Source organism: Hymenobacter rubidus (assembly GCF_016734815.1).
In the GTDB taxonomy this organism is placed as follows: domain Bacteria; phylum Bacteroidota; class Bacteroidia; order Cytophagales; family Hymenobacteraceae; genus Hymenobacter; species Hymenobacter rubidus.
Map to the genome: position 1 here is coordinate 1 of NZ_JAERQF010000002.1, position 14,218 is coordinate 14,218.

The following is a 14,218-nucleotide window of genomic DNA, read 5'->3' on the forward strand; positions in this document are numbered from 1 at the left end:
TGTCATCCTGAGTGCAGCGAAGGACCTTCTCACGCAATAACAATTCGCAGTATTTCAACCCATGCGAACGTGAGAAGGTCCTTCGCTGCGCTCAGGATGACAGGCGCCTACCATTTCCCAACCCGCTACCTTTGCATCATGCCCAATACGGTTCTGTACCTCGTGCCCACGCCCATCGGCAATCTGGAAGACATCACCTTGCGCGCCATTCGCGTGCTGGGCGAGGTGGGCACGGTGCTGTGCGAAGACACCCGCACCAGCGGCCGCCTGATGCAGCACCTGGGAATTAAGAAGCCGCTGCTTTCCTACCACCTGCACAACGAGCACCAACAGGTGCCGCGCCTGCTGGAACGGCTGGAGAAAGGCGAAATCATGGCCCTCGTATCGGACGCCGGCACGCCGGGAATCTCGGACCCTGGGTTTCTGTTGGTGCGCGAGTGCCTGGCGCGGGGCCTGGGCGTGGAGTGCCTGCCGGGGCCCACGGCCTTTGTGCCGGCCTTGCTGAAATCGGGCTTCGGAGCCGAGCGGTTTACGTTCGAGGGCTTTTTGCCGGTGAAAAAAGGCCGGCAAACGCGCCTGCAACAGCTGGCCACCGAAACCCGCACCATGATTTTCTACGAGTCGCCCCACCGCATTGTCAAAACGCTGGGCCAATTGGCCGAAGTCCTGGGCCCGTTGCGGCCGGCGTCGGTCAGCCGCGAGCTCACCAAACTTTTCGAAGAAACCGTGACCGGCACGCTGGCCAGCCTGGAGGCTGACTTCGCGGCTCGGCCCGCTATTAAAGGAGAAATTGTCGTTGTCGTCGAAGGAAACCTCACCCCGCCTCCCCGCGAGCCCCGCCCCGGCCGCGATGACCGATACCGCCGCACCAACGAAGCCGATGACGAACTCGACGGCGACGACTAGCCCCTGGCGGCATCCCGTGGTGCTGGCCGTGCTTGGCGCGCTGCTCCTGTGGGGCGGCTGGGCGCCGCATCCCACGGCTTGGCTGGTCCCGCTGCTGTTCATCGGGTGGGTGCCCTACCTCGTTATGGAGCGGCAGCTCACCCTGGCCGGCGCCCGCAAAGGCCGGGTATTCGCCAGCACCTATTTATTTCTAGTGCTCTGGAATGCCCTCACCACCTGGTGGGTGAGTTACGCCGACCTCGCGGCCGGCATTGCCGCCGTCGTGCTGAATGCCCTGCTCATGTGCCTGCCGCTGATGGCCTTTCGCCAGACCAAGAAACGCCTGGGCAACCGCATTGGCTACCTGTCCCTGCCCGTGTTCTGGGTTGCGTTTGAGCAGCTGCACCTGCATTGGGACATCACCTGGCCCTGGCTCACCTTGGGCAATGGCTTCGCCGCGGCGCCGCAATGGGTGCAGTGGTACGAGTACACGGGCTTTCTGGGTGGCTCGGTGTGGGTGTGGGTAGTGAACCTTGCCTTTTTTCAATTAGCAATGAACAATGAGCAATTAACAATTGTGGGCAAGCAATTCAGTCGGCCATTGCTCATTGCTCATTGCTTATTGCTCATTATTCTACCCATCGGCCTGTCCTACCTCATCGGGGCCACTTACCAGGAAAAAGGCCCTACGGCGGAAATAGTGGTGGTGCAGCCCAACCTCGACCCCTACGTGGAGAAATTTGAAGGCGGTGCTAAGTTCGTTCCCTACGACGACCAACTTACCCGCCTCCTCGCGCTTTCCGAGCAGCACCTCACCCCCCAAACCCGCCTCGTGCTCTGGCCCGAAACGGCGCTGGAAGAACCCTACTGGGAAAACACCATCGAAAGCAACCCCAAAATTCGCCGGGTGCGGGAGTGGCTGGCGCAGCACCCCGGCGTGGCGCTGCTCACCGGCATCACCACCATCAACTCCTACCCCAACAAGGAAGCGGCCAGCGAAACCGCCCGGCACCGCGACGACCTCGGCTACTACGACATCTTCAACACCGGCGCGTACTTCGCCTCGGCTACTGCTCCTATTGCCTTCTACCACAAGTCGCGCCTCGTGCCTGGTGTAGAAAAAATTCCGCCTATCCTGGCCTCTCTCATTTCCCACATCGACCTCGGGGGCACCGTGGGCAGCGTGGGCAGCCAGGCCGAACGCACGGTGTACCGGGCACCGGCTAATGCCCCGGCTTTGCGCGTGGCCCCGGTTATCTGCTACGAATCCATTTACGGCGATTTTGTGGGCGAATACGCCCACAATGGCGCCACCTTATTGGGCCTCATCACCAACGATGCCTGGTGGCACGACTCGCCCGGCTACCGCCAGCTCCTCAGCTACGGCCAGCTACGCTGCATCGAAACCCGCCGCGACCTGGCCCGCTCCGCCAATACGGGCTTCACCGGCTTCATCAACCAGAAGGGCGAAATCACTCAGCGCGAAAAAGCCTGGGTGCCCACCGCCAGTCGCGCTACCGTGCATTTGAATGAGGAGGCGACGTTTTATGTGCGGTTTGGGGAGTTGATTGGGCGGGGCGCGCAGGTGCTGGCGGTGTTGTTACTGCTGGTGGCTATAGTAGTAGGCTGGAACAGAAAGACGGCGTTTACCTGAACGATGTAGAGACGCATACTTGCGTCTCGGCGTTGAACGAATGGAACCGCACCGGAATACCCACAACCACACAGCACTAACCACATCAGCAACGGCAATACGCAAGTATGCGTCTCTGCATCTTCAAAATTCTAATATGCCCCTCGACTTCTTCCAACTCTCCCACGCCCTTGCCGACCTCTGCCGCACCACTGCTCAGTTCATCCGCCAGGAAGCTTCCGTATTCGACCGCGCCAGGATTGAGCACAAAGGCCTGCACGACCTCGTGAGCTACGTAGACCAGGAAACCGAGCGCCGCCTCGTGGCCGGCCTGCGCCAGCTGCTGCCCCAGGCCGGCTTTATTACCGAGGAGGGAACTGCCGGGCCAGACACGCACACCGAGGAATTCACCTGGATAATTGACCCGCTCGATGGCACCACCAACTTTGTGCACGGGCTGCCGGTGTATTCCATCAGCGTGGCGCTGCTGCAAGGCCACGAGCTGGTGGTGGGCGTGGTGCACGAGGTGAACCGCGACGAGAGTTTTCGGGCGGTGCGCGGCGGCGGCGCGTTCTGCAACGACCAGCCCATCCACGTCACCGATATTCCAGAACTCAACAGCGCCCTCATTGCCACTGGATTTCCTTATAAGGATTTTGGCAAAATGCCGGCTTACCTGCAGCTGTTGGGCGCTTTTATGAGCCGCAGCCACGGGGTGCGCCGGCTGGGCTCGGCGGCGGTTGATTTGGCGTATGTGGCCGCCGGGCGTTGCGAAGCCTTCTTTGAATTCAACCTGAACTCCTACGATGTGGCGGCGGGCATTCTGCTGGTGCGGGAGGCGGGTGGGCACGTCACGCAGTTTTTGGAAGACGGCGACCCGCTGTTTGGCCGGGATGTAGTGGCCAGCAATGGCCGGCTGCACGCCGAGATTCAAGCCACCATTGGCGAGTTCTGGCAAGCATAAGAGGAATAATACAGGCTTAAACTATTCTCTTCCCATCGCAGTTTACCTCGCATGCTATTGCTTGCCATTGCTTCCGTCGAAATTCAGTACTTGCTTATTGGGGCGCTGTTTGTGGCTGCGGCGTTCTACGTGGCCCGGATTTTTTACCGGGCGTTCTTCAGTAAGACGGCCGCGGGCTGTGCCAAGGGCTGCGGCGGTGCCTGCGGACAGCTCGATGTAGACCGTTTGCAGCGCACCATTGAGGCACGGGCGGCGAAGGGCGGCCTCTGAGGCAGGCGCGACCCGAACCTGCTGATTGCTGAAATAAAGTTGCTGGAATAAATACATATAACCCGCCCCCGCCCTGGCTGCGTATAGCCGGGGCGGGGGCGGGTTGCGTTAGCTCCGGCTCCGCCGTATTTCCTTACCCACAACACCCATCGCCATGCAGGACAAAGAAGAAGAACGGTCGCTCGTAAACGTAGAAAACAAGCTGACCAAAGACGGCTTCACGCAGGATTTCAAAGTAACCAACGGCCGCTTGCACACCCTCGACCAGAATTCGTCGAAAAGTTACGCGCCCGACGAGGTAACCATTGTGGATTTCTACCGCTTCGAGGGCGAAAGCGACCCCGATGACATGTCCATTCTCTACGCCATTGAAGCGACTGATGGCGTGCGCGGCACCATTTCGTCGGCCTACGGCGTGTATGCCGACACCGACACCGACGACTTCCTGAAGCAAGTAGAAGACCTCGGCAAGAACCTGGACAAGAGCCACAAATAAGCCGGTTTCGGCTTTTCTGCCTGCTGCTACAGCACCATGCCACTGGCTTGCACCGAAAAGGCAAGCCAGTGGCATGGTGCGTTTCTGGCCTGAGGCATTTGGCCGGTGCACTTTTTGAATAGGCAGTCATGCTTAGCGGAACATCTCGCAGGCATCGCCTGTCATCCTGAGCGTAGCGAAGGACCTTATCACGATTGTACCGAACGGAGGTACTACAAAACTGTTTATGAAGCTGTTTAGAAAGAAGGTTCCGCCCGGTGCGACGCCGTAGGCGTTGCACCGGCAAACGACACCCTTCCCAAACAGCTTCTATTGGCGATAACGTCCTTCGCTACGCTCAGGATGACAAGTGCACGGGCGAGGTGCTTCGCTACGCGCTGCATGACGTGCTTGAGTTGCCAAGTGCCTCAGCCATCTAGCTAAAGAGGCCCAACAATTCCTGTTTTGTGAGGGACTTGAGCAGCGCGGCGTCGGTTTTCACCAGTTGGTGGGCCAGGGCCTGTTTGGTTTCCTGAAGCTTGATGATTTTTTCCTCAATGGTATCGGGGCAGATGAGGCGGACGGCCACCACGTGGCGGGTCTGGCCAATGCGGTAGCTGCGGTCGATGGCTTGGTTTTCGACGGCGGGGTTCCACCACGGGTCTACGAGGTACACGTAGTCGGCCTCGGTGAGGTTGAGGCCGGTGCCGCCGGCTTTCAGGCTGATGAGGAACACGCGCACGTCGGGGTTTTGCTGAAAGGTGTTGACGGCGCCGGCCCGGTCTTTGGTGTGGCCGGTGAGGTATTCGTGGGCAATGCCGCGCTGGGCCAGCTCCTTCCGAATCAGGTTGAGCATGGCCACGAACTGCGAGAAAATCAGGATTTTGTGCTGCGGAGCTTTTGTACTGATTTCCTCCAGCAGCACCTCCATCTTGGCCGACGCCTGGCCATAAAACTCCTCCTCGGGCAGCAGCGCCGGCGAGTTGCAGATTTGGCGCAGCTTGGTGAGGCCCTGCAGGATGTGCATGTGGTTTTTGAGGGGTTCGTCCTCGTGCAGGCCCAGGAGCTTGGCACGGAAATCCTCTTTGCAGGCCTCGTACACGCGGCGCTGCTCGGCCCCCATTTCACAGTAGAGCACCATTTCGGTTTTGGCGGGCAGCTCGGTGGCCACCTGCGCCTTGGTGCGGCGCAGCACAAACGGGCTGATTTTCTGCTGCAGCGCCCGCGCCTGCCGCGCATCCTTAAACCGGTCGATGGGCACCGCAAACTCGCGCTGGAAGTGCTGCCGGCTGCCCAGCAACCCCGGGCAGGCAAACGAGAGCTGCCCGTACAAATCGTAGGTATTGTTCTCCACAGGCGTGCCCGTCAGCACCACGCGGTTGCGGGCTTGCAGCAGGCAGGCCGCCCGGTAGCGCTGCGAGTCGGGGTTTTTGATGGCCTGGGCCTCGTCCAGAAACACGTAGTTGAAGCGGTAATCTTTCAGCCATTTACTGTCCGATACCACCGTGTTGTACGTCGTCAGCACGATGTCATGCTCTGCAAACTGGCTGATTTCCTGGCGCCGCCCCGCGCCGTGCAGCACGTACACCCGCAGCGTGGGCGCGAACTTCGCCGCCTCGGCCTGCCAGTTGAATACCAGCGACGTGGGCACCACCACCAAGCTGGCCGGGCGGTGGCCCGCCTCCTGCTGGTGCAGCAGAAAAGCCAGCACCTGCACGGTTTTGCCCAGGCCCATGTCGTCGGCCAGGCAGCCGCCGAAGCCAAACTCGTCCAGAAAATTCAGCCAGTTCAGGCCCTGCTGCTGGTAGGGGCGCAGGGTGGTGCGCAGGCCCGCGGGCACGGTCACCGGCGCAATGCCGGTGAAATCGGCCGCGGCGGCCCGGCAGCGCGCCAGCTCGGCCAGGGCTTCGGGTGTGAGGACGGCCGGCTCGTACAGCTCCGGCAGGGCCGCGAAGCTGATTTTGGGCGTACGGATTTTTTCCTCCACCACAGTGCCAGCCGCGAACCACGCTGCAAACTTCTCAACCCATTCCTGGGGCAACAGGCCGCGCGTGCCGTCGTCGAGCTGCACGTAGCGGCTCTGGTTGCGAATGGCCTGGCGCAGGTGCCGCAGCTGAGCCTCCTGCTGTCCGAAACGCACCCGCACCAGCGTTTCGAACCAGTCGGTTTCGCTGCTCACGCGCACTGTTATGCGGGCTTTGTGCGGGTTCAGCGTGTTGTTTTTAAGCTCATTAAATCCCAGAATGGTGATGCCGTGGTTGCGCCAGTCCTCAAACGCTTCCAAAAACCACTCCTCGCGCAGAAAATGGGTTTTGGGCACGTATAGCGCCTCCTGGCTCAGCTGCTCCTGAAAATCGGGGTAATGCCGCAGCAGGGCCAGCTCAAAGCGGGCTTCGGCGTCGCGGTCGCGGGCCAGCACGAAGGCCCGGCCCAGTTCATCGGTAGCATAAAGGCGGCGGTGCGAAAACACAGGCACTTCCTGCGGGCCGTAGCGCATGGCGGGCAACAGCTCCACGTGCGGGCCGGCATCGGTGAGGTAGAGCAGGGGCACCGGCGGCTCGTCGAAGCCCAGTGCGGCGCGGTCTTCGGGCGTGGCCGGCACCACGTAGCCGTAGTCGATGCGCAGCTTGCCTTCGAGGTTGGCCAGCACGTCGGTCCGAAACTCGGCGAACTTGCTTTCGTGAATCAGCAGCGTGTTGTTGCGCTTCTGAAAAAAAGCCACCACCCGCCACACATTGAGGTCGTCGAGCAGGTACAGCGCCTCGCGGGCCACCAGAAAATACTCGTAGCGAATGGCCAGGGTTTTCAGGTCGAAGGGCTCGTCGTGGAGCAGCAATTCGCCGCGCACTTCGAAGTACTCGCCCTGCTGGGTCACGCGCAGGCGCAGGTCGGTTTTGGCCTGGCGCAGCTGCACAGGCCGCAACGAAGCCGCCGTTATCTTTTCCGACGCCGCCGGGTTGTGTGCGTACACGGGCAGGCCGGCGGGGTTGCGCACCACGGCCCGCAGCGCGGCCAGGGCCACTTCGGTCCGTTCTTCATCGTAGTTGTGCTGGAACCGGCCCAGGGCCGTATAAAATTTCACCTCGTCGGGGTCCGTCAGCTGCCAGATGCCGTCCAGCGGGTTGAGCAGCGACACCGGGTTTTTGAGCTTGCCGGTGGCCGTGGTCGCAGCTTCGGCCAAGTGAATGGTGAGGTGGCCGTAGTAGCGGTGGCGGTCCAGCACCAAGAATTGCGAGCCAACGGATTGGAGCTCGGGCGGCGCTGCTTTAGGCAGCCACAGCTGCGCCAGCAAGTCCTGCTTGGCGGTAGACGTCACCGGATAAAGTTCGGTGCGTCGGGGCAAGGCCACCACGGTACCGGGCCGGCTGTAAGTCAGCTCAAAATGCGTGTCGAGGTCCTCGGCGTGCTCCAGGCCGTAGTCGCGGGCCAGCGTTCGCAGAAACTGCTGCCGCGCCGGCTGGTCAAAAAACAGCCGCAGCTCCCGCCGCTGCAACACGCTCAGCAGCACCAGCGCCTGGTGCTCGCACAGCTTCGGTTTGGGCTCGTCGCAGGCACACGCCACCAGTACACGGCCTGCCTCCTGCTGCACCACCACTGCCGGGAAAGTCCCGGCGCCGGCCCACGCCGCCGTGCTCGTAAAGGTGCCGAGGTTCAGCGTCAGCGCCTCGGGCTGAATGGCAGCCAGCGCACGGGCATCCGCAGCCGGCCAGGCGGTGCAGTGCTGCCCAATGAGCGCGCCGGTGAGTTCGGCCAGCGTGGGCACCGGCAGCACGTACTGGTGCGGGTGCGGCCCGGCATTTACCCCCATACCTTGGTGCCCTCCGAGCAGTTGCGGCACATCTCAATCTGGTCGCGCCCCTTGAGGAGCGTGCTGCGAAACCGCTGGTATTTCGGGCCGCGCCAGAGCTGACGGAAGGTTTCGGTTTTGAGGTCGCCCTGGCGGTATTCGGCGTCTTTGTCGAAGCAGCAGGGCACCACCAGCCCATCCCAGGTGATGACGCAGGAATGCCACATTTTCCAGCAGTGGTTCAGGAGCTGGTTTTTCAGGCTCCAGGTGCCGTTGCCGTTGTTCTGGTAGCGCGAGTAATAGTCGATGGTGGGGATGAGCGGCGAGCCGTTGGCGTGGTCGTAAATCTGGGCCGTTTTGAACCACACGTCGTCCACGCCTAAGGCTTCGGCCAATTGCTTGGCATCGTCAATCTGGTGCTCGTTGGGCCGCACCACCAAAAACTGAAAAATGATGCGCGGCGTGCTCGATTTCAATTCCTTGCGCCATTTCACCACGTTGCGGGTGCCTTCGAGCACTTTCTCCAGCTTGCCGCCCACGCGGTACTGCTGGTATACGTCCTGCGTGGTACCGTCGAGCGAAATAATGAGGCGGTCCAGCCCGCTTTCCACCGTGCGGCGGGCGTTCTGGTCGTTGAGGTAGTGGGCGTTGGTGCTGGTGGCGGTGTAAATCCCTTTATCGGCTGCGTACTTCACCAATTCCAGAAACTGCGGGTGCAGGTAGGGCTCGCCTTGAAAATAAAATATCAGGTACCACAGCCGGCTGGCCACCTCGTCAATGGTCCGCTTGAATAAATCGGCCGGTAGCATGCCCGTGGGCCTGGTGAACGAGCGCAGGCCGCTGGGGCACTCCGGGCAGCGCAGGTTGCAGCTGGTAGTGGGCTCAAAACTGAGGGCCATGGGCAGCCCGCGCAGCCGGGCCCGGCCCGTGAGCTTGCTCAGGATGTAGGAGCCAATGATTTGCGTCGCGTTCCAGACCCGCAGCGGGGTGACTTTCGACAAAACATTGAGGCTATCGGAGAGCACAGACATCGTAGGGACGGAAAACGGAAAGGCTAAAAATAGGTCATCCTGAGCGGAGCGAAGGACCTTGCCACGAGAGAACAGCTGGCGTTAGGAATGTTCTAACGGCTTTTCTGGCGTGATAAGGTCCTTCGCTCCGCTCAGGATGACAACTGGTGGGCTACCGCTATTTCTTGGTGGCCGGAAACTCGATGGCGCTGGTGTAGGTGCTGGCCTTGCCGAACGACTGGTTGATTTCATCCACGGCAGCGCGGCTGCTCAGGCGCTTCGGCTTGGTATTGAGGAAGGTACCGTCTTCCCCCACCAGCATGTAGGTGGGCACCTCCTGCAAGGCGTATTCTTTCGCCACGGGCGAGCGCAGGCCACCGCCGGGCACGCGCACCTGCACACCGGGCAGTTTTTTCACGGTCACGAGCTGCTTCCAGGCCTGCTCGTTCTCATCGAGGGCCACGTTGATGAAAACAATGTTTTTGCCCTCAAACTTGCGAATCAGCTCCTGTGCATAAGCCAGGTCGCGCAGACACAAGCCGTTGGTGCTTTTCCAGAAGTTGAGGTACACCAGTTTGCCCTGAAAGTCGTGCAGGTGTACAGTGTCGCCGGTGGCCGAGGTGAGGGTGAAGTCGGGGGCCGGCGCCCCAATGGCGAAGTCCTTGTGCTGGTTGAAATCGGCCAGCAGCGTCGGATAGTAGGCATTCTTGGAGTCATAGTTGCGGAAGTCGGCCAGCATGGCCGCCGACTGCTTCACGTGCCCAAACCGGAACGACTCCTGCAAGATGCGGCCGAGAATAATGGCGCGGGTCGTGCCGTTGAGCTTCCGACTGGCCAAGGCGTAGGAGGCCGGATAAAAGTCCGGGTCGGTGCGTTGGTGCTTGTCCTGCGCCACCGTAAAATGCACGTAGTTGAGCAGGAATTCGTGGTACAGCTCGCTCAGCACGGCATTGGGCTCGTTGAGCAGGCCGGGCTCGCGCAGGAAATTGTAGTAGTCGGGGGCCATTTTCAGGCGGCCTTCGGTGTTTACCACTTGCTCGCGCAGGTCCTGAAACGTGAGCCGGTCGTTGGCATAGGAGTACACCACTTCGGCGTGGGCGTAGTTGTAAAAGTCCTGCGTGAACGACTGCTTGGCGGCGTGGTCTTCCAGAAAGTTAAACTCGTGCTTGCGGCGGTATTCCAGAAACGACAAGAACGGGGCTTCGTACAGCTGGATGTTGTCGGGCAATACTTGAAAACCATCGTTTTCCACAAATTGCGCGTCTGCTTCCTGGAGGTAATTATTGGCGTTGGCAGCCTGCTGGCGGTGGCGCTGCTCGGCGTTCAGGTTGTTGCCGTTGCGCAGCTTGGTGGCCAAGCCAGTGGGCACGTCGTTGGCCTTGAAGCGCAGCGTCCCCGACATATCCGTGCCCTTGAAGCGGGCATCCAAGTCGGTGCCGGGGTCCAGGAACAGCGGGGCTACATCGTCGCCATACACGAAGTCAGCCTTGGAAGGCCCTTTCAAGGGCACCGTTATTTTGAACTCTCCTTTTTCAGTTATGGCGGACCGATACAGCTTTTCCTTTGGGTCGAGTGGATTTTCGCGCAATGAAATAGATACTGAATCCGTCGTCGGCCCGTTTATGCGTCCCGTGAGAATGGCTACGCCGCTGGTATTGACATCGTCGGTGAACTGGGCAGCCTTGGCGGCAGCGCCCACGACCGTCGTACGTCCCTGCCCCTGACCCAGCAGCGGCAGCAGTAGCAGTACCGTGCCAAGCAGCCGGTGTGCACAAAAACGAAAAGGTAACATCATAACCTCAAGGAGACGAGCAGCCAAAACAACTACCAAAACGGACCAGACAATGGATAGAACCAAGCCGCCTTACTTAAAAATTCGCGAAAAAAGCCTATCAGCAATCCGAAGATAAGGCTTTTCCGTTTATAAAGTCCAAAATAATATCGCGCCATTTTGCTTGGCATCCCGGAAGAACTACCCTGAGCAGCTGAACAATAGTATAGCAATACTTTTATAAGTATCGCCTTACTGCTCAATCAAATAAGCAGCTCAGTACTTCATCTAGCCGACTGACTGCGTGCACCTTCAGCCCAAAACGCGCCAGGTCTAAACCCTTGCCGTTGAACTGGGATACGTACATTTCCCGGAAGCCCAGCTTTTCGGCTTCGGCCAGGCGCTGGTCGAGGCGCGACACGGCCCGAATTTCGCCGCTCAGGCCCACCTCAGCCGCCAGGCACACGTTGCCGGGAATGGGCAAGTCGTTGAGTGACGACACCACGGCGGCGCACACAGCCATGTCGAGGGCCGGGTCGTCGAGGCGCAGGCCGCCGGCAATGTTCAGGAACACGTCGTGCTGGCCCAGGCGCAGGCCGGCGCGCTTTTCCAGCACGGCCAGCAGCATTTGCAGGCGCTTGGCGTCGAAGCCGGTGCTGCTGCGCTGCGGCGTGCCGTAGGTGGACGGGGTGACGAGGGCCTGCACCTCTACCAGCAGCGGCCGGTTTCCTTCCAGCGTGGCCCCGATGGCCATGCCGCTCAGGCTGTCGCCGCGCTGCGAGAGCAGGATTTCGCTCGGGTTGCTCACCTGGCGCAGGCCATCGCCCTGCATCTCGTAGATGCCCAGCTCCGACGTGCTGCCGAAGCGGTTTTTGGTGGTGCGCAGGATGCGGTAGCTCAGGTGCCGGTCGCCCTCGAATTGCAGCACGGTATCCACCATGTGCTCCAGGATTTTGGGGCCGGCGATGCTGCCGTCTTTCGTGATGTGGCCGATGAGCAGCACCGGCGTGCTGGTTTCCTTGGCAAATTTGAGGAACTCGGCGGTGCACTCGCGCACCTGGCTCACGCTGCCCGCCCCGCTTTCCACCAGCGTGGAATGCATGGTCTGGATGGAGTCGATGACAAGGATGTTGGGCTGCACCTGGTCTATCTGGCGGAAGATGTTCTGGGTGTTGGTTTCGGTGAGGATGTAGCAGTCGGGATGCTGGCCATCGGCCAGGCGCTCGGCGCGCATTTTTATTTGCGCCTCGCTCTCTTCTCCGCTCACGTACAGCACTTTCAGCTGGTGCAGGCTCAGGGCAATCTGGAGCATGAGCGTGCTTTTGCCAATGCCGGGCTCGCCGCCAATGAGCACAATGGAGCCGGGCACCAGCCCCCCGCCCAGTACGCGGTTCAGTTCGCCATCGGGGGTGAGGATGCGGGGCTCGTCCTCGGCCATGATGTCGCCGAGCGGGACGGACTTGGCCGCTTTCGTGAGGTTGCCGCCGGGCACGGTGCTGGCGGGCTTCCACTGGCCGGTGGTGGTGGCCGCGGTTTCTTTCTGCACCACTTCTTCGACGTAGGTGTTCCACTCGCCGCACACCGGGCAGCGGCCCAGCCACTTGGCCGACTGCGCGCCGCAGCTCTGGCAGAAAAATACACTTCTTGCTTTGGCCATGAAAAGGCTTAATTTCGGGGAGTTTAACGGATGTTTTATAAGGCCATCCCAGCCGAAAAAGTTGCCTTTTGGCCGTAGCTTTCGTCTTTCTGAAGCCTCGGGCCATCGGGTGCAAGGTACGGCTTCCACGGCCCGGACCTGCTCAACATTTTGCTCTTTTTATAGTTGTATAGCCATGGTCGAAACCGCTACCCTTTCCCCCGCCGAGCTGGCGACTGTCACCGTATTTGCCGACTTGCCGGCCGAAACCCTTGAGTGGCTGCTGGCCCACGGCGAAAGCCGCACGGCCGCCGATGGCGAAATTCTGTTTGAGCAAGGCGGGCAGGCCGATTTCATGATGGCCGTGGTGCGCGGCACCATTCAGTTCTACGCCGTGAAGGGCGCCCAGCGCGACCCCGTGTTCCGCGTTGAGACCGGGCAGGTGACGGGCGTGCTGCCCTATTCGCGCCTGCGTAACTTCGGCAGCCAGGGCGTGGCCGTGGGCGACACCTTGCTCTACCAGTTGCACCGCGACCAGTTTCCGGCCCTGGAGCAAGCAAGCCCAGAGCTGATTCAGAGCCTGGTGGCCGTGATGAACGACCGCAGCCGCGAGCAGGTGCGCGGCCAGGAGCGCGACGACAAGCTGCGGGCCCTGGGCAAGCTTTCGGCCGGCCTGGCCCACGAGCTCAACAACCCCGCGGCGGCCATTGCCCGCGCCGCCCAGGCCCTGGCCGAGCGCGCCGCCACCCAGCCCCACCTGCTCAGCGAGCTGCTGGAGCTGAGCCCCAACCCGGCCCACCTGTGCGCCTTCGCGGCCCTGGCCGCGCCCGTGGCCAAAACCGACGAGCCCGCGCCGCGCCGGTCGGCCCTGGAGCAGTCGGAGCGGGAAGACGAACTGGCCGACTGGCTCACCGCGCAGGGCGTGGCCGACGGCTACCGGCTGGCACCGGGCCTGCTCGAAATGGGCCTGACGGAAAAGACCCTGGCCGGTGCGGCCGAGGTGCTGCCCCGCGCCGCGCGCCCGGCCGCGTTTGCCTGGCTCGAAAGCCAGCAAACCACGCTCCAGCTAATCCGCGACGTGCAGGAGGCCGGCAGCCGCATCAGCAAGCTGGTGGCCGATGTGAAAACTTATTCCCACATGGACCGCGACGGCGGCTTTGAGCTGCTTGATGTGACAACCGGCCTCGACAGCACGGTCAATATGCTGGGTTTCCAGCTGCGCCAGAAAAACGTGCGCATTGTCCGCGACTATGCCCCCGACCTGCCCCAGATTCGCGGCCAGGTTAGTAGCCTTAACCAGGTATGGACCAACCTCATCGACAACGCCGTGGATGCCCTGCCGGCCCAGGGCGGCGAAATTACCTTGCGCACCCGGCGCGAAGGCGATTTTGTGCGCGTGTTTTTGATTGACAACGGCAGCGGCATTCCGGCCAATGTGCTGCCGCACATCTTCGAGCCTTTCTATACCACCAAGCAGGCCGGTGCCGGCTCGGGCCTGGGGCTCGACATTGCCCAGCGCATCATTAAGCAGCACGATGGGCGGCTGGAAGTGCATTCGGTGCCGGGCCGCACCGAGTTCTGCGCCTGGCTGCCGGTGCCCAAGCCGCTGGCGTAGCAGCAAAACCACTTGCTTCGGCGTTCGGCCTGCTGCGCATCCCAAAACATTCCCGGCGATTGAAACCACTTGCGTCCCAGCGTGAAGACGCTGCGCCACGCCTGACCCGACGGGCGGCGCGTGCTTCCGGCATAGCACCGAGAAGTCTGGGCCCTTACCTTAGAGCATCATC

Annotated in this window: 10 protein-coding genes; 6 read left to right on the plus strand and 4 right to left on the minus strand. The window is 61.3% G+C overall.

Annotated elements, in window-relative coordinates:
- Positions 1 to 138 precede the first annotated feature (138 nt).
- The 5 genes from rsmI (at position 139) to JKL48_RS01345 (ending at position 4,248) form a co-directional block, all read left to right on the plus strand.
- Positions 139 to 906 (plus strand): 16S rRNA (cytidine(1402)-2'-O)-methyltransferase, encoded by a 768-nt coding sequence (gene rsmI, locus JKL48_RS01325; RefSeq protein ID WP_201977614.1) that lies wholly within the window; start codon positions 139 to 141, stop codon positions 904 to 906.
- On the plus strand, positions 881 to 2,539 hold the full coding sequence (gene lnt / locus JKL48_RS01330; protein ID WP_201977615.1) for an apolipoprotein N-acyltransferase: 1,659 nt from the start codon (positions 881 to 883) through the stop codon (positions 2,537 to 2,539). Before rsmI ends, lnt begins: the two co-directional genes overlap by 26 nt.
- A 136-nt stretch (positions 2,540 to 2,675) precedes the next feature.
- On the plus strand, positions 2,676 to 3,482 hold the full coding sequence (locus tag JKL48_RS01335; RefSeq protein WP_201977616.1) for an inositol monophosphatase family protein: 807 nt from the start codon (positions 2,676 to 2,678) through the stop codon (positions 3,480 to 3,482).
- Between the two features lie 51 nt (positions 3,483 to 3,533).
- The gene (locus JKL48_RS01340; protein ID WP_201977617.1) at positions 3,534 to 3,752 is read left to right on the plus strand and encodes a hypothetical protein; all 219 of its coding nucleotides are present in this window, start codon (positions 3,534 to 3,536) and stop codon (positions 3,750 to 3,752) included.
- A 154-nt stretch (positions 3,753 to 3,906) separates the two neighbouring features.
- Positions 3,907 to 4,248, plus strand: a complete 342-nt coding sequence (locus tag JKL48_RS01345) for a hypothetical protein (protein ID WP_201977619.1) — start codon at positions 3,907 to 3,909, stop codon at positions 4,246 to 4,248.
- A 415-nt stretch (positions 4,249 to 4,663) separates the two neighbouring features.
- Here JKL48_RS01345 and JKL48_RS01350 read toward each other — a convergent pair whose 3' ends face one another.
- The 4 genes from JKL48_RS01350 to radA form a co-directional block, all read right to left on the minus strand.
- Complete coding sequence (locus JKL48_RS01350; RefSeq protein WP_317191873.1) at positions 4,664 to 8,065, minus strand: SNF2-related protein; 3,402 nt, start codon at positions 8,063 to 8,065, stop codon at positions 4,664 to 4,666.
- Positions 8,026 to 9,045, minus strand: a complete 1,020-nt coding sequence (locus JKL48_RS01355; RefSeq protein ID WP_201977620.1) for an SPASM domain-containing protein — start codon at positions 9,043 to 9,045, stop codon at positions 8,026 to 8,028. The genes JKL48_RS01350 and JKL48_RS01355 overlap by 40 nt, the downstream gene beginning before the upstream one ends.
- Before the next feature lie 157 nt (positions 9,046 to 9,202).
- Positions 9,203 to 10,819, minus strand: a complete 1,617-nt coding sequence (locus tag JKL48_RS01360; protein WP_201977621.1) for a TlpA family protein disulfide reductase — start codon at positions 10,817 to 10,819, stop codon at positions 9,203 to 9,205.
- A 235-nt stretch (positions 10,820 to 11,054) separates the two neighbouring features.
- Positions 11,055 to 12,452, minus strand: a complete 1,398-nt coding sequence (radA, locus tag JKL48_RS01365) for a DNA repair protein RadA (RefSeq protein ID WP_201977622.1) — start codon at positions 12,450 to 12,452, stop codon at positions 11,055 to 11,057.
- Positions 12,453 to 12,627: 175 nt separating this feature from the next.
- Between radA and JKL48_RS01370 the strand changes: the two genes are divergently transcribed.
- Positions 12,628 to 14,046 (plus strand): sensor histidine kinase, encoded by a 1,419-nt coding sequence (locus JKL48_RS01370; RefSeq protein WP_201977623.1) that lies wholly within the window; start codon positions 12,628 to 12,630, stop codon positions 14,044 to 14,046.
- Positions 14,047 to 14,218: the final 172 nt, after the last annotated feature.

What these genes read in the sequence shown, in the direction of transcription:
- JKL48_RS01355 (WP_201977620.1), bottom strand. Translation starts at nt 9,045, where the DNA reads ATGTCTGTGCTCTCCGATAGCCTCAATGTTTTGTCGAAAGTCACCCCG.
- rsmI (WP_201977614.1), top strand. Translation starts at nt 139, where the DNA reads ATGCCCAATACGGTTCTGTACCTCGTGCCCACGCCCATCGGCAATCTG.
- JKL48_RS01360 (WP_201977621.1), bottom strand. Translation starts at nt 10,819, where the DNA reads ATGATGTTACCTTTTCGTTTTTGTGCACACCGGCTGCTTGGCACGGTA.
- radA (WP_201977622.1), bottom strand. Translation starts at nt 12,452, where the DNA reads ATGGCCAAAGCAAGAAGTGTATTTTTCTGCCAGAGCTGCGGCGCGCAG.
- JKL48_RS01340 (WP_201977617.1), top strand. Translation starts at nt 3,534, where the DNA reads ATGCTATTGCTTGCCATTGCTTCCGTCGAAATTCAGTACTTGCTTATT.
- lnt (WP_201977615.1), top strand. Translation starts at nt 881, where the DNA reads ATGACGAACTCGACGGCGACGACTAGCCCCTGGCGGCATCCCGTGGTG.
- JKL48_RS01345 (WP_201977619.1), top strand. Translation starts at nt 3,907, where the DNA reads ATGCAGGACAAAGAAGAAGAACGGTCGCTCGTAAACGTAGAAAACAAG.
- JKL48_RS01335 (WP_201977616.1), top strand. Translation starts at nt 2,676, where the DNA reads ATGCCCCTCGACTTCTTCCAACTCTCCCACGCCCTTGCCGACCTCTGC.
- JKL48_RS01370 (WP_201977623.1), top strand. Translation starts at nt 12,628, where the DNA reads ATGGTCGAAACCGCTACCCTTTCCCCCGCCGAGCTGGCGACTGTCACC.